The organism is Salinarchaeum laminariae, assembly GCF_023204835.1.
In the GTDB taxonomy this organism is placed as follows: domain Archaea; phylum Halobacteriota; class Halobacteria; order Halobacteriales; family Salinarchaeaceae; genus Salinarchaeum; species Salinarchaeum laminariae.
Window position 1 is genome coordinate 286,563 of record NZ_CP096270.1, and the last position, 19,915, is coordinate 306,477.

The 19,915-nt window shown below is 61.5% G+C and carries 17 protein-coding genes and 1 pseudogene; 7 read left to right on the forward strand and 11 right to left on the reverse strand.

Going from position 1 to position 19,915, the window contains the following annotated elements:
• Window positions 1-30 precede the first annotated feature (30 nt).
• A complete protein-coding gene (locus tag MXF70_RS01490; RefSeq protein ID WP_248516817.1) occupies window positions 31-1,515 on the reverse strand; it encodes a lipopolysaccharide biosynthesis protein in 1,485 nt (494 codons plus the stop codon).
• Window positions 1,516-1,655: 140 nt separating this feature from the next.
• Window positions 1,656-2,717: a glycosyltransferase family 4 protein gene (locus MXF70_RS01495; protein ID WP_248516818.1), complete on the reverse strand. Its 1,062-nt coding sequence runs from the start codon at window positions 2,715-2,717 to the stop codon at window positions 1,656-1,658.
• Between the two features lie 125 nt (window positions 2,718-2,842).
• On the opposite strand from MXF70_RS01495, the gene MXF70_RS01500 reads away from it, so the two are divergent.
• The 4 genes and pseudogenes from MXF70_RS01500 to MXF70_RS15355 form a co-directional block, all read left to right on the forward strand.
• Window positions 2,843-3,901, forward strand: coding sequence for a glycosyltransferase family 4 protein (locus MXF70_RS01500; RefSeq protein WP_248516819.1), 1,059 nt, complete (start codon window positions 2,843-2,845; stop codon window positions 3,899-3,901).
• Between the two features lie 101 nt (window positions 3,902-4,002).
• On the forward strand, window positions 4,003-4,725 hold the full coding sequence (locus MXF70_RS01505) for an SAM-dependent methyltransferase (protein ID WP_248516820.1): 723 nt from the start codon (window positions 4,003-4,005) through the stop codon (window positions 4,723-4,725).
• Between the two features lie 803 nt (window positions 4,726-5,528).
• A complete protein-coding gene (locus MXF70_RS01510; protein ID WP_248516821.1) occupies window positions 5,529-6,440 on the forward strand; it encodes an alkaline phosphatase family protein in 912 nt (303 codons plus the stop codon).
• A 195-nt stretch (window positions 6,441-6,635) separates the two neighbouring features.
• A pseudogene (locus MXF70_RS15355) lies at window positions 6,636-6,974 on the forward strand (class I SAM-dependent methyltransferase); the annotation flags it as partial.
• A 112-nt stretch (window positions 6,975-7,086) separates the two neighbouring features.
• Here the strand turns inward: MXF70_RS15355 and MXF70_RS01515 are convergent.
• The gene (locus MXF70_RS01515) at window positions 7,087-7,329 is read right to left on the reverse strand and encodes a hypothetical protein (RefSeq protein WP_248516822.1); all 243 of its coding nucleotides are present in this window, start codon (window positions 7,327-7,329) and stop codon (window positions 7,087-7,089) included.
• A 71-nt stretch (window positions 7,330-7,400) separates the two neighbouring features.
• Between MXF70_RS01515 and MXF70_RS01520 the strand changes: the two genes are divergently transcribed.
• Together MXF70_RS01520 and MXF70_RS01525 are read left to right on the forward strand one after the other, a co-directional pair.
• Window positions 7,401-8,561: a glycosyltransferase family 4 protein gene (locus MXF70_RS01520; protein ID WP_248516823.1), complete on the forward strand. Its 1,161-nt coding sequence runs from the start codon at window positions 7,401-7,403 to the stop codon at window positions 8,559-8,561.
• Window positions 8,558-9,424: a DUF2334 domain-containing protein gene (locus MXF70_RS01525; RefSeq protein ID WP_248516824.1), complete on the forward strand. Its 867-nt coding sequence runs from the start codon at window positions 8,558-8,560 to the stop codon at window positions 9,422-9,424. Before MXF70_RS01520 ends, MXF70_RS01525 begins: the two co-directional genes overlap by 4 nt.
• 43 nt (window positions 9,425-9,467) lie before the next feature.
• Here the strand turns inward: MXF70_RS01525 and MXF70_RS01530 are convergent, their stop codons facing one another.
• The 8 genes from MXF70_RS01530 to MXF70_RS01565 all read right to left on the reverse strand — a co-directional run bounded on the left by MXF70_RS01530 (window position 9,468) and on the right by MXF70_RS01565 (window position 18,526).
• On the reverse strand, window positions 9,468-10,055 hold the full coding sequence (locus MXF70_RS01530) for a hypothetical protein (protein WP_248516825.1): 588 nt from the start codon (window positions 10,053-10,055) through the stop codon (window positions 9,468-9,470).
• Between the two features lie 375 nt (window positions 10,056-10,430).
• A complete protein-coding gene (locus tag MXF70_RS01535) occupies window positions 10,431-11,279 on the reverse strand; it encodes a TrmB family transcriptional regulator (RefSeq protein ID WP_248516826.1) in 849 nt (282 codons plus the stop codon).
• 24 nt (window positions 11,280-11,303) lie between these two features.
• Window positions 11,304-12,314, reverse strand: a complete 1,011-nt coding sequence (locus MXF70_RS01540; protein ID WP_248516827.1) for an NAD-dependent epimerase/dehydratase family protein — start codon at window positions 12,312-12,314, stop codon at window positions 11,304-11,306.
• The gene (locus tag MXF70_RS01545; RefSeq protein ID WP_248516828.1) at window positions 12,311-13,303 is read right to left on the reverse strand and encodes an NAD-dependent epimerase/dehydratase family protein; all 993 of its coding nucleotides are present in this window, start codon (window positions 13,301-13,303) and stop codon (window positions 12,311-12,313) included. Before MXF70_RS01545 ends, MXF70_RS01540 begins: the two co-directional genes overlap by 4 nt.
• On the reverse strand, window positions 13,296-14,486 hold the full coding sequence (locus MXF70_RS01550) for an NAD-dependent epimerase/dehydratase family protein (protein ID WP_248516829.1): 1,191 nt from the start codon (window positions 14,484-14,486) through the stop codon (window positions 13,296-13,298). The genes MXF70_RS01545 and MXF70_RS01550 overlap by 8 nt, the downstream gene beginning before the upstream one ends.
• A gap of 379 nt (window positions 14,487-14,865) precedes the next feature.
• Window positions 14,866-16,410 (reverse strand): alkaline phosphatase family protein, encoded by a 1,545-nt coding sequence (locus tag MXF70_RS01555; protein ID WP_248516830.1) that lies wholly within the window; start codon window positions 16,408-16,410, stop codon window positions 14,866-14,868.
• A 212-nt stretch (window positions 16,411-16,622) separates the two neighbouring features.
• The gene (locus MXF70_RS01560) at window positions 16,623-17,654 is read right to left on the reverse strand and encodes a lysylphosphatidylglycerol synthase transmembrane domain-containing protein (RefSeq protein WP_248516831.1); all 1,032 of its coding nucleotides are present in this window, start codon (window positions 17,652-17,654) and stop codon (window positions 16,623-16,625) included.
• Entirely contained in the window at window positions 17,651-18,526 is an 876-nt protein-coding gene (locus tag MXF70_RS01565; RefSeq protein WP_248516832.1) for a polysaccharide deacetylase family protein, read from the reverse strand. The genes MXF70_RS01560 and MXF70_RS01565 overlap by 4 nt, the downstream gene beginning before the upstream one ends.
• 171 nt (window positions 18,527-18,697) lie before the next feature.
• Here MXF70_RS01565 and MXF70_RS01570 point away from each other — a divergent pair, with 171 nt between their 5' ends.
• Window positions 18,698-19,762 carry a DUF2304 family protein gene (locus MXF70_RS01570; RefSeq protein ID WP_248516833.1) on the forward strand — a complete coding sequence of 355 codons (1,065 nt, stop codon included), beginning with the start codon at window positions 18,698-18,700 and terminating at the stop codon, window positions 19,760-19,762.
• Window positions 19,763-19,915 lie beyond the last annotated feature (153 nt).

The window sequence follows — 19,915 nt, forward strand, 5'->3', positions numbered from 1 at the left end:
AGCCAGTTGGATAGAACGGTGAAATTACGATCACATTGGAGAAAGCCCGATCGCTTTGGATCGAATTCGGTCTGATAGGCCGACTAAAACGATTGTATACGTCGCAGCACCGACCAAGACAATACCAACCGTGAGGAAATTTCCGGTTGGTACCACACGGTTCAGACCTACGACGAGCACACCCATCACACATGCAGCGACGATTTCCCGAGCGATTTCACCGGCCGGGATTGAAGGCCGACCAATCAACTCGCTGACTGAGTAGTATCCAGCTCCGAGAAGAACCGTGGCTGAAAGCAACGTTGCGATCGCTGCACCGTACCAGCCCATAGCCCATATCAACACGGTGTTGAGGACCGCATTCGTGATCACGAAGGCGAGATTGATTCGGAATGCGATGTCCGGTCGGTCTATGGCATTGACGGTGTTCACGAACAAACCGCCGAACGCAGCGACGGTCGTGGCGACGATGAGAAGGAGGAGTATCGTCGATCCGCGCTGGAACTCCGGGCTATAGATCCGCAACAGGCGTGGACCTATGACGAGGGCACCGACGAAGCCTGGGAAGGAGAAGATGCCGACGAAGACGAGACCCTCTTCCATGTAGTGGTGGATGCGGTCGTACCCGTCGTTAACGCTAAGCTCGCTCATCTCCGGGAAGAGCGTCTGGCTCACAGACGTACTCACCATCGATAGCATGGAGGCGAGGTTCCACGCCACGCCGTAGATCCCGATAAGTTCGGGAGCGACGAAGACTGCAAGGATGAGAGTGTCCATCCAGGCGAAGGCACGCGACTTCAGTGTTCCAAGCCACGAGTATCGGGCATACTCGTAGAGACTGCGAAAGTGGTCAAGACCGGGGCGCGAAGGAGAGATAGTGACGTATCGTAGTCCGACGACTGCGGCTACGAAAAATGCGACGACGTGACCGACGAGGATTCCGCCGAGCTCGTAACCGACGACGATGAGTCCGATCTGGAGCGCCGTCCGTAGCACCTGATTGAACGCGTTGACCGCGCCGGCACGCCCGACGTTCTTCTGGGCCTTGAGGGTCGTCCCGACGATATTGACGAGTCCGTTTCCGAGAAGGAGTAGTACGAAGAAGTAGCTCACGGACGCACCGACGTACCCGTCAATCTGTGAGGAGAGAAGAAGAGAGAATATCGCCATGAGGCTCGCCAGAAAGAGAATTCCGATCGCCCCGGCTGCCATGAACGATCCCTGGTCAGTTCCCTCGCTGATTCGCTTTTTCATGGCGCTCTCGAGTGCGCTCACGGGGAGGGTCGTCCAGAAGAGCAACGCCACAGTCGTGTTGTAGAGTCCGAGAACCGACGACCCGAGCTCCCGGGCAATATACAGCGTCGCAACGAAGCCCGCAATCGATATTGCGACGTGAGAGCCAAAATGAGCGAGCGTTGTCCGTCCCAGACGCATTCGAAAGTCCTCTTCGTGACTGGAAACGGAGTAGTCGTGAATATCTATCGATATTTCGGGAAACGGCAGGGGATCGTCCACAGTTCGCGTCCAGCGGACGATCGTGGCCAACGGCACACTGGTGACTTCATCCGACAAACGCGACAGCGCACGATGGGTTTGGCGCTATTGAGCGTGGGAACAGCAGTCGGAACCATTGAACGCCACCAACGCCATCTTCCTTATTGTGACTCGTAAATTTCGTCCAGCCGGGCTGTAATCGACGCCCAGTAATGTTCCCTCTCCACGTATTCACGGGCGGACGCGCCCATCGCCTGACGACGCTCGTCGTCATTGCAGAGCTGCAGAATTCGATCTCGGAGTTCGGATGGGGAGTTCGGGGGCACCAAGAATCCTGTCTCGCCGTCCACGACTGCGTCCGGGAGGCCTGCCAGATCTGTTGTCACGGCTGGCAGACCGTGAGCGTACGCTTCGAGGAGCGCGTTCGGTAGTCCCTCCCCAGCCACCGACGGGAGGACAAAGATCTTTCCACGCCGGAGATACCCGGCCACCTCGTCCGGATCCACCAGACCGACGAACTCCGCGTCGACCCCGAGTTCGTCGGCGAGAGTCATCAACCTCGCACGCTCCGATCCATCCCCCACGGCGACCAGTGTTTCGTCGGTGTCCTCCAGAGCGCGAAGCAGCACGTCAATTCCTTTCTGGTCCTCGAGGCGTCCGACGTAGACGATTTCGTCTCCGTCAGCCAGGCGATCGGGGAGGTCGACGCCGTTGCCGAAGACGGCAAGATTCTGTGGATCGAACTCTGATCGCACGTCCCTTTCGATCGTCGGGGTCTGGACGAGCACCGTCGTGTCGCCGAGCACGCGATCGATCATCCAGCGCTTCCAGCGGGTCTCCTTCATGAAGTAGTAGTCGCCGCCCCGAATCCACGCGAAGTACGGTAGCCCGGCGAGCCGATGAAGGAGATAGCCGACGAATCCATTCGGATAGATCATCATGCACTGGAGCACGTCGATTGTTCGGCGATCGCGTAGCAGATAGAGGAAGGCGACGAGAACGAACGTGAGTGTGCTGACGAACGGTGTGAGCCTCCAGTTCGGGACGCGAACGAGGTTGAAGGAATACTCGGAATGCGACTCCGAGCCAGCATACGCCTTTGTGTAGACAGTTACGTCATGGTCCGTTCGCTGCTGGAGCTCCGCGGCCATGCGGCGCGTCTGGGTCTCCGTTCCACCGATGACGTCCGGTGGAAACTCCTTGACAAGAATCGCGACGTGCATTGGACTCGCTCACAGGAGTGGTTGAATGCCGACGTCAAAACATTTCGGCATCGCACTTCTCTCCCCCAACTCGCGCTTGCCGTTCCGAAACCTTAACCCAACGAGCGCGCTACTCCGGCAGCACGATGAACGTCACCCTCTTCGGGAAGTACCACGGGAACCACGGTCCCTCGCGGGTGACGGCAGGTCTGTCACGAGCCCTGGCCGAACGAGGGCACGCTCCGACGGTGTTCACCTACGGCGATCGCGATGATCCACCTCATCCCGACGTACAGCTCGAATCGGTGTCACCGATGCCAAGTTCAGTCCGCGAGTGGCAACGGCTCTATCGGGACGTCAAGCGTCGTGTCGGGGCGACTGACGCCGACGTGTTCCACGCCCTCGAGCGGTATCCCTATACCTCAGATGTCCGGACCGTGCAATGGACCTCCGACATGGCTATCATGTGGGAACGGACCGGCAGGCGTCCCCCGATCCAGTCTTTGGCTGGCGAGGTGCTTATGAATTGGTTCTCTAGGAAAGGGGCCCTCTCATCGGACGTTATCGTGGCTCAAAGTCCAGAGACAGTTAGACAGATGCACAGACTCTGGCGAGCCAGAGCCGACAAAGTCATTCCATTGGGAATTCTTGAGAATTTCAGGCACTCACCAGGGAAGACCAATCGGCCTCCTAAAGCTCTTCTAGTTGGACGAATTGATCCCCGGAAAGGCCAAAGACCATTTCTCAACCACCTTTGTCCCGGCGATGGGGGCGTGGATTTAACAATCGTGGGAGGTATAAGTGACTATTCCTACGCAGAGTCAGCCTTAGAAGGATGGTGGGAACATCACGTTGGATACCTATCTGACGAGGACCTAAAGCGAGAGTACGAGAGTGCCGATATCGTGATTGTCCCATCCAATCTGGAAAACTTCTCGATGGTCGGTCTCGAAGCAATGGCAAAAGGCTGTACGCTAATCATCACAAAGGGTTGCGGGCTCGCACAATTCGATTGGGCCACGCCGAGCAATGGTATCCATGTCGCCGATGACGGAAAAAATGCTGCAGAGATATTGAGAGACATCAGTTCATCAAACAATATCATGAACTGGAAATGTGATGCATATAACAAAACTGAGAAGCTAACGTGGGGGGATATTGCAAACTCCTACATAGAATGTTATCGAGAGAGTATAAATATATGATAGATGGAATATACGTCAGTTATGATCAGAAGAATCCACCACCTGGCGCCGCCGTATAGGGAAGGACATATTTATTGCGAAACAGGCAACAGAGTAGTGAGATGACCGGTCTTCTCAAACGCGCTGTTACTGTATACAGAGAAAAAGGGGTACCTTCCCTTCTCAGAGAATCATCTAGATTTGCATTCAAAAAGACAATACGCCCACACTTGCCTTGCCGTGATTATCCCAAGATCCGTGGTATTTCCGTGATGGCGTCAGGCCGATGCACAAAGATGTTCGATAATATCATCGGTGTCGATTTTTCTTGGCCAGACCACCATAAGGAACCAAACTGCAATTTTATTAGTAAATATGTTCATGAAGGAGATTCAGTCGTCATTGTGGGAGGAGGATATGGAATTACATCTGTTGTAGCAGGGCAACAAGTCGGTAAAGGGGGGAAAGTATTCATTTATGAAGCAGCTAAGGAAATCGTTGATGACCTCCTAAGCACGTTGGAACAAAATGGAGTTTCAAAACAGACAACTGTCAAGCATGCTGTCGTAGGTGATGCAATAGATTTAAAGGGCCTACCTGGCAATGCAAAATCAGTTTCTCCTTCAAATCTGCCCTCCTGTGAGATTGCGGAACTCGATTGTGAGGGTGCAGAAGTGAATATAATCCCTCACCTAACCAGAGATATAAACAAAATTATTGTAGAAACCCATCCATCAAAAGGAGCCTCGACAGATAAGGTCAAAGCGATTTTAAGAAAAAATGATTGGGAAATTATAGAATCAGCACCGGACCGAAGTTCCGGTGAAGTATTAGTCGCGGGGTAGATTATGGCATAATGAAAAATCGCACGAGGATTTCACATGACTCTTCTAAGATGTGTCCTGGTAACGATCTGGTCTGGAGGAGAGAGCAGTCTTATAGCATATACTTTGGGAACAGTCCAGGAGAAATGGCATATTCGAACCCGACGACTCAATGACGACTGCTGGAAGTCCTGGCAAGATGCGTAGATCGAAGTCCTATCCCTGCCACAAGCACTATTAGCGGACGATACTGTTCAGATTGTTGACTCCGCGCGGATTCGGGCGTCTTGAGCTAATTCCCGGCAGATTTTACTGACCCACCCTAGTAGATATTCTTAACAAATTGGTTCGACGTGTACCGCATTGAGTTCGCGTTCAATAGATAGCCGGACCGACATCTCGGCTACGTCTCCGACGAGGTCAAGCAACAGTACAAGCGCGCCGACGGGTGGGTGTCCCGTCGAACCTCGAGAGCTTCTAGATGATCGGGCTACAGGCGCTCGCGAAGAGTTGTACTGGACATCACGACCGACTGCGGGTTCGCGTAGTTCGAGTAATTGTGTCACCGGAGATGGGATGTTCGTCGCCTAAGAAGGCGGGCACGCCGCCGACATCCTCCGCGACTGCTGCACACTGATCTCACTTGCCGATGCAAAGCGCGGCCTACTAACTCATCACGACCCTAAGTGAGATCGCATCGCCGATCGGTACGTAGAAATCTATCGTGCCGTCGCCTGAGCGAAGCAGTGATACGACGTTCGCTAGCCGAACAACTGGCACGGATCCGAACCGTTTATGCGACGGAGTATCGAGATAAGTGACATATGCAGTCGGCCAGTCGGTTCTTGCGATCGCTTACTGACGTCACGAAGGTCGGGCGGGAGGCAAACAAGCTATTGCACACCAGATTCGGCCGACGCCAGTTCAACCCCGACGGTATGAACGTCCTCGACGAGGACTGGGACAACCTGATCATCCTCGATGCGTGTCGCTACGACCACTTTTGCGAGCAGGCAACGCTGCCCGGTCGAACCGAGCGCCGCGAGTCTATTGGCTCTGCGACCTACCACTGGGTCCGCGGGACCTTCGCCGAAAGGAGACTTCATGACACCGTTTACGTCGGTGCCAACAGCTGGTTCCTCAAACTCCGCGACGAGATCGGCGCAGAGGTTCACACATTCGTCGATCTCCAGCACGGGGGCTATGACGTTGAGTGGGTCGACGAAGAGTTGAACGTCGTCACCCCGGAGACTGTCACGAGAGTAGCGAAGGAGGTCGCCGAGCAGTACCCCGACAAACGGCTCATTATCCACTACCTCCAGCCTCATCACCCGTTCATCGGGACAGCGGGTAGCGCGATATTCCGTCACCAGTCCAACTCGCTCATCGATGTCGTCGCCGAGGCGGACGAGGCCACTGTCGCCGACCTCCGCGAGGCGTACCGCGAGAATCTGTCGATCGTGCTCGACGAAGTGGAGACACTGCTCGACGCACTCCGCGGGCGAACCGTCATCACGGCAGACCACGGGGAGATGCTTGGCGATCGCCACGACTTCGTCCCGACGCGGGACTACGGGCACCACAAAGGGATCTTCAACGGCCCGACGGTGGACGTCCCGTGGCACGTCAAAGAAAGCGACACCCGTAAGGAGATCGTTGCCGAGCCACCAGAACGAACCGCCGTCGACATGGACCGGGTCGACGAGCAGCTCCGGGAGCTCGGCTACGTCATCTGACCCCGGTACACGCATTCGACTCTCGCAACGCTGTGCGCTGGCTTACCCACTCGGGCAGCAGTCGCCGTTCGACGATAGCGCCAAATGAATTTACTGAACAAATGTCAGGGGGCAACGAATCGATTAAAACAGTCCGACTATTGATATTTCGGGAAATGCAATCCAGCGGAGAGCCCGTCCGACTCGACATCGGCGGCGGTTCGGACCGCGGATGAATGGCTAAATGTCGATCCACACGCAGACGAGGACGGCGTCCGCGCGACTGCCACGAATCTTCCTTTTGACGACGAGTCAGTGGCAGCTATTTGGTGCGTAAAGACGTGGTTCCAAATCCCGGACGTTGCGGCGGCTATGCGCGAGTGGCACCGCGTCCTCGAACCCGGCGGTATGGTAGCTATCGTCGAGAACCCTGGCGAGACAATCTGGCCGACATCGGATCCCGACCACGAGCACCACCAGTGGTCCGGCAGTACCGTGAGGAGGTTCGAGAACAGGCACGAGCGCTCTTACTATTTGACTTCTCGTACGAGGTAATCTCGGTTGACACGGAGTTCTGGCTGACTCCAGGCCGTTGGTGGCTCCAGCCGCTCTCCTTCGCGGCGAAGCACCTGACACGACGGTGTTCCGTCGAGGTCGTCGACCAGCTCTACAAGCTGCCGTTCGCCTCGGGAACGATCACGGCAGTGTGTCGCAAGCTGTCGTCCGGCAGGTCGGGCGCTTGTACCGGCGGGAGGACAAGCCGCTCGTCGGAGACATCGTAGTCGGCCGCCGTTTCGACAAGGAGCCAGACGTCACGCTCCACAGCTGTTGCAGCGACCGGATAGAGGGTCGTCGGGTGCCAAGTATGCTCGACCTTCAGAAAGCGTTTAGTTCGGTGGCTCTCGACCACCTAACTGATAGATGCCGGACTACCCGAAATCAGCCCGTCGGCGTAGGTACTCACGACACTCCTGAATTCCGATGACCCGAAATCCCGTCTCCGCGGCGAGCTTCACCCACTTCGGCTACCCCAAGGATCTCAAGAGCGAGCCGACGTACCACTCGATCGAGGCCCTCGCCCACGCTGATGTGCTTGAGGACGTATTCGTCCTTGACGTCGAGCAAACGTACGGCCTCAACCCGGACCTCTTCGAGGTGCCCGTTCCAGGCGGGAAGACGATCCCCCGAGCTTTCTACCTCGCCGAGTCGGTCGTCCCGCGATTGGACGCTCGCGAGGCGACGATCCGTCTGTTCGACGACCTGGCAAGTCGTCGAGTCGGTTCACCGGAGACGCTTCACTCGTTCCCGCACCTAGTAAAGACGCTCCGTGCCGCTCGCGAGGCGGGGAGCACGACGGCCGTCTACGCGTCCTCCTCGCACCCGAAGCACGTCCGGTCGCTCCTCGTGGAAGAACGCGAGCGCTACGGTCTCGACGCCGACGCCGACCTCGACGAGCGCGTGCAAGAGGGCTTCGAACTCGCGGACTACGTGCTCTACCTCTCGGAATACTCCGGTGAGACGTTCCGCGAGTATGGCGTGCCCGAGGACCGACTGCTGAAGGTGGGGCCCCTTGCGGCGGACCTTGATGCGCACCCGGCGACGACGCCGCCCGAAGACGAGTTCACCGTCGTCAGCGTGGCGAACATGAACGAGCTGAAGGGCGTCCAATACCTCCTTGATGCTTGGCAGCAGCTTGACCTACCCGACGCGCGTCTGCTCCTCTGTGGCACCGTCAACGACGCGGTTCGAAAGATTGTCGGCTCGGAGATAGACGACCTCGAAGGCGTCGAACACGTCGGCTACGTCGACGATCCGGCCGACTACTACGAGCGTGCGTCGGTCCTCGTCCACCCATCGTTGACCGAGGGGTTCTCGAAGACCATCGCCGAGGCGATGGCCTCGTCGGTGCCGGTCGTGATCACGGAGCACGCCCAGCGGGAGTACGTCGGCGGGGGCGGTTTCGTCGTACCGATCCGCGATCCCGAGGCGATCGCGAACCGGCTCCGTTACCTCTACGACAACCCCAGGGAAGCCCGAGAGATGGGAGAGCGCGCCCGCGAAATTGCGACATCGAACACCTGGTCGGACTTCTCGGAGCGCGTAAAGCGCGTCCACGAGGAAATCCTCCAGCGGGAGGCATGACGCTCCAATTCGCCATCCGCGACGACGACTGTAACGCCTTCACCGAGGTCGCCGAGCTGGAGCGCGCCTACGCGAGGCTCCCGGCAGACGTTCCGGTCTCGTTCGCGGTCGTTCCATACCACGCGAGTTTGGAGTGTCCGGCCGTCCCGGATGACCGCTGGGACGAGGCGGAGCGCCGGCCGCTGGAAGCGAACGAGGACCTCATCGAGTACCTCCAAGACGGCCTTGAGGACGGCAGCTGCGCCGTCGCCCTCCACGGCTACTCGCACGAGCGCTTCGACGGCCGCCCCGAGTTCGTCGCCGGGACCGACCTGCCGAGCCGGATCGAGCGGGGCCGCGAACACCTCGAGAAGACGCTCGAGCACGAAGTCGACGTGTTCGTCCCGCCGAACAATTCCCTCTCACGTCGCGGGATCCAGGCCGTGAAGGACGCCGGAATGCGCCTCTGCTACTATCCGACTCCTGTCAACCGCCCAAAGACGCCCGAAGTCCTCCACGTGTTCCTCCGCGATCTCTGGTTCAAGTACCGTAACAAGACTGCCGGCCCCGTCTCTTTTCTCCGCGACGCCGATCGATTCTGGCGACGGGGAGATCACTCGGTGTTCATGCCGGTTCGCCCGATGCTCTACGAACTCCAGGGCAGCACCGAGATAACGTGCGTCTCACTGACGAGGCACAATCCGGTCGATCCGGTCAAGCGTCACCTCGACGTCGCCGCAGCACACGACGGGAAGTTCTGCGTCGCAGTCCACTACCATGCCTTCCGCGACGACGCCTTCAGCGATCGCTTTTACGAGCTGATCGACTACGCTCGCTCGAACTACGACGTTGAGTTCGTCGGGATCGAGGAACTCTTTGAGTGATCGGACGTGGGACGGATCGGCACGCCGACGACATTGCGTACCGTTACTCGACGTAGCCCAGCGCCTCGAGTTTCTCCTCGACGGAGTCCGCCGTCTCGGACTGCCTATTCTCCGTTCCGAGGACAATCCATGGAACCTCGACCAGTGGACGAATGCGAACGCGCCACGGGTGACCGACGAGCCCCCATTCCCCAAGTAGCTCGCCGTGATCCGCTGTAATGGCGACAGTATAGCCTTCAGCAGCGAGGGTGCCACCGGTTTCGAGGGCTGACTCCCATGCGAATTTCGTACAGGCTCGATAGGACTGCCGAGCGCGCCGAACGTCGGTGGAACCGGTGAAAAACGCGTATGGGATATTCTGTGCTGGAGTCTCGTCCTGGCTTGCGCCGAGCGTTGTGGGGTTGAGACCACCGGGGACAGGAACAACATCGCCACCGATCCGGCAGATGTGGGGATAGTGCGGCTGCATCGTATGCGCCACCGTCCGCTCACCGGAACGGACTCGTTCGGACGCGATACTGTAGACCGCCTCTGGTCGAACAGTTCCGAGATCGTCATCCCAGTCGCTCTCGTACACGGCCTTGTGATCGACGGCGTTGTCGAACGCTCTTGAGGCCGGATTTGCACTCACGTAGGTAGCTCCGTCGAAGATCGCTTCGCGAGAAGCTGCTTCGACGAACTGTTGTGTGACACAGACCGGCGAGATAGCTGAGTCGACAACCACTTTTCTTCGGCCACATCGGCGAGCACGTCGTACCGGCAAGCATCGAGAACGATCAGCAGATCCCAGTCGATCGCATCGATCCGATCGAAGAGATCGGATGAGTAGGATCGGCTAGTTATACGTTGCCAGGCCCACTTCCAGGATCTGTACGAGCGTGGCTCTCGCCCAGCGTCACCGCCTCCGAACCAGGGGACGAATCGGTGAGTAGGAATCATGTCCGCTCAGTTGATGGACTATGAGGTAAATCTCGTCGATCTGTATTAATTCGAAGTTGGCAATTCATTACCGATCACGAAAACTCTCATACTCCCACACCAGATCGAAGTACCGCTTCATCCCAGCCACGAACGACCCGTTCTCCGTAATCGCAGCCTGCCGCCGGTGGTTCGGCACATCTGGTTCCTCGGTCAGAAAGATCGCCTGTCCGCTCTCGTACTCCCCACTCGGATCGACGAAGGTTCCCCGCCAGGGTAGCCGCTCTTCGCTGAATCGATACTCGACCTCAGGATACTCCGCCGAAATCCGCTCCACCACATCGGCCTGCACCCCGGCCTTCTCCTCGGGCAAGTGAGCCGGATCTAACAACAGCACCGACACCTCCACACCGCGCTCCAGTGCATCCGCCACCGCCGGCTCCACCGATTCGAAGTACGCGAAGCTGTTCGTGATCACGTACACAGCCTCCTCTGCAACGTTGTACAACCGCCGCGTCTCCGTCTCGCTGGGCTCGCCGACGTCGACGACGTGGAACAGCTCCGCCGTCGGCGTCACGTCCTCGTCGGCCTGCTCGTAGAGCGGGCCGAAGGTCTCCAAAACCTCATCTCGCAGCGACTCCACGTCACCGACATAATCCTCGTAGGCCTGTCGTCGATTCTCCTTAGCCCGCTCCAGCACCGCCTCTGGCGACTTGGGCTGGTACTCCTTCGGCCGGCCGGGGATCACCTTGACGTAGCCCAGCTCGCCCAGCGACGCGAGCACGTCGTACACCCGCGCCTTTGGAATGCCGGTCGCCTCCGCGACGTCCGGTGCGGTAGTCCGGCCCGCCGTCAGCAGGTGTGCGAGCGCCGTGGCCTCGTACTCCTTCAGATCCAGAGACGCCAGGAGTTCGACGCGTTCGTCCTCGCTCCTCATTGCATCACGCTCACGCGGGCAGGCTCATGAATGCTCCTCCCGAGCGAGCAGTTCCCGGATCGAGGACTCCACGTCGAACTCGGGTTTCCAGCCCAGCTGCTCGCGAATCCGAGAGGTGTCGACGGCGAAGTTCTCGACCATCGTCTCCGCCGAACGCGGATTCTCGACGAGTTCGACCGGCGGCTCGCTTTCGGTCTCTTCGGCGGCGATCGACTGAACCTGCTCCGCGACGGCCATCACGGACGGATCCTCGTCGCTGGCGACCTCGAAGGTCTCCGCTCCAGTCTCACCAGCAGCAAGCCGCTCGAGCAGCGCCTCGGTGCTGTGCAGGTAGACCCGTGCGACGTCCTTGACGTGAACGAAATTCCGGGACTGCGTACCCGGCTCGTAGACCGTCAACGTCTCGCCAGCGAGCGCGCGGTTAACGAAGAAGTTGATGACGGTCGGCTTCGAGACGACCGTATCCTCGACGACGTGCTCGCCGTAGAGGTTCGACTTCATGAACATATGTGCGGGGAAAGCGCCGTCGGCGAAGGACTCGATGTCGCCCTCGCTGATCGCCTTCGTCCGGCCGTACCAGTTCATCGGATCTCGCGGCAGGTCGGCCGTGATCGGAAACTCCTGGGGATCGCCGAGCACCGCCATCGAGAACGGGAACGCCATCGCCGCGCCGGTCTTCCGACAGAACCACGCGACGTTGCTCGTCCCAGTGACGTTGACCTCGTACGCGAGGTCGGCGTTGTCGTCGCAGTCGTCGACGCCGCTGACCGCCGCCAGGTGAACGACGACGTCAGCTCCCACAAGCGCGTCTTCGAGCCGACTCCGGTTCCGGATATCGACGTGCTCGATCTCGACGTCGCCGACCGACTGGACCTGTGAACGGTAGCCGTTGTCGATCGCGGTGAGCTCCCATTCGGGATGGTCCCGCTGGAAAATCTGAAGGACGCGGCTGCCGATGTATCCACCGGCCCCGGTCACCGCTACGGAGGGGGTGTCGCCGACGTCGCGACCCTCGGAGCCTGGTGTCTGCGTCACACCACCACCTCTCCAGATTCGGAGCCTTCGAGCTGCGCGGCGACGTCCCGAACGCCGTCTGGCAGCGTCCACTCGGGTTCGAAGCCGGTCTCCGCGAGCCGATCGAAGTTCACGTGATAGGACGGACCTGGGTGCTCCTCTTCGAGATACGTGATATCGAGGGACCGATCGAGTTCATCGCGAACGATTTCGGCGATTTCCTCGATCCTGAAGTTCTGGTCGTTCCGTCCGACGTTGTAGACCTGCTGCGACCAGTCTTCGGGCGCCAGCGCGGCCGATCGGTAGGCCCGTGCGGCGTCCTCGACGTGGACGAACGGTCGCCAGTTCGATCCGTCGCCGTAGACCGTCAGCTGGCGGTCGGTCAGCCCGCGGAACACGAAGTGATTCACGACGAGGTTGAACCGGATTCCCGGCGACCAGCCATACACGGTGCTCATTCGGAGCGCCGTTCCGTCGAGTTCGTGCTCGGCGATGGCGTCGGCGAGCAACTCCTCCGATGCGACCTTCGACTCCGCGTAGGGGTTGAGCGGGTTCTGCTCGGCCGTCTCGTCGATGTCGGTGCTCGCGACGCGGCCGTAATTGTTACACGACGACGCGAGGACGACGTTCTCGACGTTGAACTTCCCCGCGGCGGTGAGGACGTTCTCGGTCCCGTCACGGTTCACGGCGAAGGTCTCCTCACGCCGGTCGTGCGTCGATGCAGCACCGGTGATCGCCGCGAGGTGGATGATCGCGTCGACGCCGCGCGTGGCACTCTCGACGTCGCCGTACTCGCGCACGTCGCCACGTCGGAATTCGAGGCCATCCCCCACGGATCCCGCGAGATTCGCGGGCGATCCGGAGGCGAGGGAATCGAGCAGGACGACGTCGGCGACCCGGTCATCGTCGAGCAGTTGTGGCACGAGCGTACTCCCGATGTAGCCACAGCCGCCGGTGACGAGGACGCGCTGGCCGTCGTTGGCATCTGCAGACGTCGACCCGTCACTCATCGTCGGTCAACACACCCGGCAGGAACCGGTCCTCGTGAGCCTCGATCGTGTCCTGATACTCGACGAGCGCGCCCAGGATCTGCCGGACGCCCTCTTCGTAGGTGACCGATTGCCCGTCGATCAGTGCCGCATACCGATCGTTGGCCATCTCCATCTTGTGCGTCTCGTCCTCGTCGCGGGGGTTTTCGAAGTGCTCGACGGCGACGTCGAGATCGAACTCGTCGCCGACGTCGGCGATGGTCTGGGCGATCTCGACGATGCTGATCGCGCGGGTGACCTGGTTGTAGACGACGTGGTCGTCGGGGCGCTCGGCGGGATCGTCCCCGGCGTCCGCACCGACGGCGAGCCGTGCGAGGCCTTCGACGGCGTCCTCGAGGGAAACGAACGGTTTCCGCTGCTCGCCCTTGCCGTAGACGGTCATCGGGTAGCCAGCGACGGCCTGGGCGCAGAAGCGGTGGGCAACGACGCCGAAGTAGTAGTCGAAGTCGAAGCGGGTCGCGAGATCCGGATGGGCTTCGGTCTCCTCGGTCCCGGTACCGTAGGTGATCGCAGTGCGGACGTCCGAGATCGGAATGTCGAACTGGTCGTGGGCGAGTCGGAGATTCGCCGCGTCGTGGGACTTCGTCAGGTGATACCAGCTGCCCGCCATTGCGGGGAAGGGCACCTCGTCGCGCTCGCCGTCGTTCTCCATCACCGCGCCGCCCTCGGGGATGGGGAACTCCGGGGCACCGTAGACGCCGGTCGTGGTCGTTTCGATGAGGTGGGTGTCGGTCATCCCGGCCTCCTCGAGTCCCCAGACCAGGTTCCGCGTGGCCTGCATGTTGTTGTGCTGCGTGAAGTTCGCCCGCTCGCCGTTGATCTGGGAGTACGGCGCGGAGGGCTGGGCAGCAGCGTGGACGATCGTGTCGGGTTCGTGGACCGAGAGGAGCTCGTCGACCGCGGCGCGGTCGGTGAGGTCGATCTCCACGTGCGAGAGGTTAGCCAAGCCGAGTTCGTCCTCCGCGGCCGCAAGGCGTTCCTCCATCGAAGCGATCGGCACCGCGCTCGTGGAGCCGACGGACTCGACCCACTCGCGACGGCCGCCGTTGTCGACCAGTACGACGCGATCCTCGGTTCGATCCGCGATCCGGAGGGCAGTCGGCCAGCCGATGTAGCCGTCCGCGCCAGTGACGATGACAGACATGGTTACTCAGTTCATGAGTTACTATCCTCTGGGCATAAATCTTCTCACCCGGACGGCGTCTGCTCCGGCGTCCAACCACCGAAATAGCCCGTCCATCAGTCCACGCTGTAGCAGTCCGGCGCTCCGGGCGGTGGACTGCCACCCCGGCTGGCCACGGCGGCGCTCCGCTGCCAGCCCACGCGACCGGCTACCTGATCAACCGCCATTCCTGGCGGACTGAAAGGGCGAGGCGGGTCTGGCGGCCGCTGTGTGGCCCCTATCCGAGCGAGCAAAGCGAGCGAGGATATGTCGCACAGCGGCCGCGAGCGCGCCGAGGGCTTTCGCGGTTTCCGTGCCAGGGTTGCCGATTCCTACGCGTCGATACGACCCACTCACTGACTCACTCCATGTAGCCGAGCTGCTTCAGTCGATCCTCGACCTCGTCCTCGGCGCTCCCGCGATCGTCACCCAGCTCGATCGGCTCGCGGGTGCCGGGATCGCGTTGCTCCTCGAAGATCGGCAGCACCTCGCCATCGACGTCGGTGGGGATCGGCAGTCCGTAGGTCGCCAGCAGCGTCGGCGCGACGTCGACCATGTCGATCTCCGGCAGGTGACCCTGTGGCTCGAAATCCGGTCCCTTCGCGAGGAAGATGCCGGTCATCGTGTTTTCCGCGGCCCAGCGATCGGGTTCGGTGACGATCTCGCCGCCACCGAGTCCGTCGTTGACGTGGACGCCGGGCCGTTGCTCGACGACGACGTCGGGCCCGTCCTCGACGTGCTCGCCGGAGTAGACGTCTTCGCCGCGGTAGACCGCGGGGAAGTACGGCTCCCCGTCAGCGTCCGTCACTGCGCGCAGATCCTCGATGAGCTGGTCGCGGGTCTCCTCGTCCGCCACGTCGGGGTTGAGGTAGATCGGCCCCTGGCTGCTCGCAACGGCTGCCGTCTCGTCGAGGTCGATCGCCTCCATCTTGCGGCCGCGCTTGACGCCGTCCTCCTGAGGGACCATCCGCTGGATGCGCTCGGGCACGATCTTCGCGAGGAGATCCACCGCGCCCAGGCGCTTGGCGACCGAGAGCACGTTCTCGCGGGTCAGGCCGAGGCGCTGGAAGTAGTAGTCCGCCGAGCGGTCCTTCTGCAGGTAGCCGTGCTCGGCGAGCCACTCGTTGATGTAGAACTCCGCCTCGGTCTCCATGCTGCCGTGATCGGACGTGACGACGAGGTTGACGTCCTCCATTTCGTCGATCTCCGCGAGCCGGTCGTCGATCAGCTGCCAGGCGCGCAGGCTCGGCTCCTCGTCCCAGAAGAAGTGGTGGATGACGTTGAGGTAAAAGAGCGTGAGGTGGACGAACTCGTGATCGCGCTCCTCTAGCAGGTCGATCGCGACGTCGAATCTGAGATCGAGCAGCCGGAGGATCTCCTCGACCTCCGCGCCGGTCTCGGCGTTCGATGAGAGGAGCGGGTCGGGGTGAACGTCGTAGTCGTAGCGCTCGCGGAGCTCTTCGGCGAGCTCTGGCGGTTCGGTGAACCCCGATTCGATCGAGCGATACTCGCCCTCGGCGGCGTCCGGCCCGCCAGCGATCATGACACCGTCGATTGGCCGGGGCGGATACGTCGAGGGCATGTTGACGACGCCGGTCGAGTACTCCGCGTCGTTGAGGTAGTCCCAGACCGCTGCCGTGTCGAAATCAGCACCCTCCATCACGTCGATCGAACCGTTCTCGAGGTCGACGCGCTCGAACCAGAAGACGCCGAGCTTGCCGGGGTTTTTCCCCGAGGCGTAGACGTGCCAGTTCGGGAAAGTCACCGGCGGGTGGCAGCTGCGGTTCGTCGCCCAGCTACCCTCCTCGCGCAGGCGCTCGATCGTGGGGAGTTTGCCGTCGTCGATCCACGGGTCGAGGAGATCCCAGCTCGCCCCGTCGAGCCCCACGACGATCGTCTTGGTCATTGCAAGGGGGTTTCGGGTCGCGCGGAAATACCGTTTCGCTTCCGTCGTAAGGTCCGCTTCGGTCGTGGGGGCGCCCTGGTCGTGGAGACGCGTCAGTGATGGGCATTGCCCCGGTCGTGGAAGCGCGTCAGTTGTGGGCGCTGTCCCCGGTCGTGAAGGCGGGTCAGCTGTTGATAGCACCGGCAGCGCTACTGTGAGGAGACCACCGCAGGCTACGCCCGTTCGTCGGCAGCAGACTCACCACGCAGCAGGCTCCCGAGGTCGACGTTCATCATCGGGAACCAGCCGACGACGGCTGGGAGGTAGACGCCGAGGAAGCGGTCGATGAGGATTGCGGAGACGATCGCGGCCTCCGGCACGCCGAGCGCGAGGAACACGTACAGCGCGGAGAACTCGGCGACGCCGACACCACCTGGCGTGATCGGCATGATCGTCAGGCTGTATGCGGTGACGAGTGCGATGGGCAGGAGGAGGGCGGGCTCGAAGGGCTCGCCGAATGCCGCGAGCAAGAGGCCGACCCTGATCGCTGGGAAGATCGCAATCGTGCCCGCCATCGCGAGGGCGTACTCGATCACGACAGGTGGATCGGTGACGGTTGCCTGGAACCGGTCGCGTGCCGGGCCGGCGATCGACGGAAGCGCGCCAGTCGCACGGTCGACGAAGGAGCCCACGAGCGGAACCGACGCCGAGATCGCGAGGAGTCGCTGCCCGGACTGCGTGCCGACGCCAAAGCCGGTGGCCCAGATCGCAGTTGCGCCGAGGAGGTACAGGCCGGTCGAAGCGGCGATCCCGACGAGGAGCCAGAGCGGCAGTTCGAACGCGAAAACGGCGAGCCCAACGATCGCGATCAGTCCGTAGAACAGGCTGTAGAGCGCTGTGTTGCTCCCCGCGATCCCGACGGCGTCGCTCCACTCGAGGTCCGCGAACTGTCGGAGGACGAGTGGAGCGACCGCATGGCCGGCCGCCTTCGAGGGAACGACGTGGTTGATGAATTTGATGCTGAGGTCGACCTCAGCGACGGTGCGCACCGAGCGTTGCCCGACGCCACGCAACAGGGCGTGCCACATCGCGAAGCGAGTCCCGAACTCGAGGAGCGTGACGAGCACAATTGCGGCCAGCACCCAGGCGTCGAGGCGAACGAAATTGCCCCGTAGCGTGCTCCAGTCGACGCTCGAGAGCACCCACGCAAGCAGTGCAAGACCCACGAAGAGTTTGGCCGCTGTCAGCACGCGCTTGCGGCTCACAGTCGGCCCTCCGCGTCGGTGTCGCTCGGTGACGGCGCTGGCTTGGCGGCGTTCGAGTCTCCCTTCGTGAGCGTGCGCGCCGTGACGAACTCGAACTCCTGTTGCAGGATTCGTTCGAGCGCTCGCCAGGTCCATTCACCCGTGCGGACCGTCACACGCCGCGGGACGGCCTCGACGTCGGGGAGGTCCGCGAGCTCCCAGGGATGGACGTAGAGGACCGGTGCGCGGCCCTTGCGGGCCTGGAGTCGCATGCCGGCGAGCGTGTAGTGAATGCCGAACAGGCGGAGCCACGCGCCGGTGAGTGGCAGCCTGAGACCGGGCATCACCGAGACCGGCAGTTCGCGGAGGTCAGCCGGCGCGCCCGGATCCACGGCCGTCGCGTCGCAGGGGTCGTGGAGCTGTGGTCCACCGCCGTACCAGCCGATCGAGCGTGCAGCGACGACGCTCGAGTCGTACTCGTAGCCGGCGTCGGCGAGCAGATCGAGGTAGTCGTCGGTCCGCTGGAAGGAGGGCGCGCGAAAGCCCTCAACCGTCGCCCCCGTGGCGTCCGCGAGTGTGGACCGGGACACCTCGATCTCTTCTTGGCGCTCGGCGGCGGTGAGCTCCGGGAGGTGGCCGTGGCTCTTCGTGTGCGATGCGATCTCGTGGCCGCGATCGGCGATCGTCGCGAGCAGGTCGGGATGGTCCGCCGCGAGGCTGGACACCGTGAAGAAGGTGCAGGTCGCGTCGTGGGAGTCGAGGAGATCGAGAAGCGGTTCGATCTGCTCGATCCCGAGATCGTCGCGATCGGCGGTTCCGGGCGCCTGTCGGTAGGCCGGTAGCTGCTGGAAGGTTTCGAGGTCGACCGTCAGCGCAGCCCGGCCAGGCGCCATTGGTACTGTTGGAGGATCTACTGAGGCGTACTTGGGTCTGTTGACAGCTGCGGATGGGGGTGAAAACGAACGGACAGCCGGGGTAGGAGCAGCCTACCCGGCAGTTCAGCCGCTGAGGTGGCGTTTCGTAACGACTAACTCGCGGCGGCACTCCGTTTCTGGTGAAAAGCTGTGTCCGTTTCGTCACTCTCCGCACTCGCAATCCCCGGCCTGGGAAACACCGTCCTGCAGCTGTTCCTGGTCGCGCTCGCGGTGATCGTCTTCGCCTGGGGGTTCGAACGCTACCGCACAAACTTCTCCCGTACGGAGCTGGCCGTCGCCACCGCGATCTCGCTCGGTATCCTGACCGTCGGCGTGCTTCCCGGCGTGTTCGGAGCGATCGGGGGCGTGCTCAACGTCCAGCGGCGGTCCCTCGTCGTCTCACTGCTCGCGAACACCGCCTTCGCCTTCCTCTTGCTCTACGCGCTCGCGATGATCCGGACGAACCAGCTCGCTGTCAGCGAGCTGACCCGGCAGCTCGCGATCCGGAAGGTCGACGGCCTCGAACACGAGGAACAGACGATCGCCGTCGTGATCCCGGCCTACAACGAGGCCGATAGCGTCCGTGGCGTCGTCGAATCCCTGCCCGGACGCGTGCTCGATCACCGCGTCGAGGCGATCGTCGTCTCCGACGGCTCCGACGACGATACTCGTGACGTCGCTGCCAACGCCGACGCGATCGTCACTGAACATCCGATCAATCAGGGCCAGGGTGGCGCACTCAAGACCGGGTTCGCCATCGCCCAGCAACACGGTGCTGACGTCGTCGTGACCATGGACGCCGACGGCCAGCACCGCGCAGACGACCTCCCCGCGCTCGTCGAACCCATCCTCGAGGACCGTGCGGACTACGTCCTCGGCTCCCGCTACCTCGGCGAGGACGACTCCGGCAACAGCACGACCCGACAGGCGGGGATCCGCGCGTTCACGGCGTTCATCAACGTCGTCTCGAAGGCCAACATCACGGACTGCACGAACGGCTTCCGCGCGATTCGCGGCTCCCGCCTCGACGAGCTCACCCTGACCGAGGAGCGCTTTAGCGCCCCCGAACTCATCATCGAGGCCCGGAAGAACGGCCTCCGCATCGAGGAGGTGCCGATTACGATTCGGCGCCGCAAAGCTGGCGAGACGAAGAAGCCGAAACTCGGCTACGCGATGGGGCTCACGCGGACCATTCTCGTGACCGTCGTGCGGTGACGACCCGATCTCTGGCACCAGCGCGACGACGCAAGCGAGTCACGCGCCATCACAACCCTGATACTACCCCCACGCCGAGGCACGGACGACCAGACGCCCGCGGTGCAGAGAAACGGAGTATGACATCACAGCAACGGAGTATGGTCGGAGATC

Bases quoted from the DNA above. Each gene is read 5' to 3' on its own strand.
- MXF70_RS01550 (WP_248516829.1), bottom strand. From the start codon at position 14,486: ATGTCTGTCATCGTCACTGGCGCGGACGGCTACATCGGCTGGCCGACT.
- MXF70_RS01500 (WP_248516819.1), top strand. From the start codon at position 2,843: ATGAACGTCACCCTCTTCGGGAAGTACCACGGGAACCACGGTCCCTCG.
- MXF70_RS01555 (WP_248516830.1), bottom strand. From the start codon at position 16,410: ATGACCAAGACGATCGTCGTGGGGCTCGACGGGGCGAGCTGGGATCTC.
- MXF70_RS01565 (WP_248516832.1), bottom strand. From the start codon at position 18,526: ATGGCGCCTGGCCGGGCTGCGCTGACGGTCGACCTCGAAACCTTCCAG.
- MXF70_RS01520 (WP_248516823.1), top strand. From the start codon at position 7,401: ATGACCCGAAATCCCGTCTCCGCGGCGAGCTTCACCCACTTCGGCTAC.
- MXF70_RS01505 (WP_248516820.1), top strand. From the start codon at position 4,003: ATGACCGGTCTTCTCAAACGCGCTGTTACTGTATACAGAGAAAAAGGG.
- MXF70_RS01535 (WP_248516826.1), bottom strand. From the start codon at position 11,279: ATGAGGAGCGAGGACGAACGCGTCGAACTCCTGGCGTCTCTGGATCTG.
- MXF70_RS01545 (WP_248516828.1), bottom strand. From the start codon at position 13,303: ATGAGTGACGGGTCGACGTCTGCAGATGCCAACGACGGCCAGCGCGTC.
- MXF70_RS01495 (WP_248516818.1), bottom strand. From the start codon at position 2,717: ATGCACGTCGCGATTCTTGTCAAGGAGTTTCCACCGGACGTCATCGGT.
- MXF70_RS01510 (WP_248516821.1), top strand. From the start codon at position 5,529: ATGCAGTCGGCCAGTCGGTTCTTGCGATCGCTTACTGACGTCACGAAG.
- MXF70_RS01525 (WP_248516824.1), top strand. From the start codon at position 8,558: ATGACGCTCCAATTCGCCATCCGCGACGACGACTGTAACGCCTTCACC.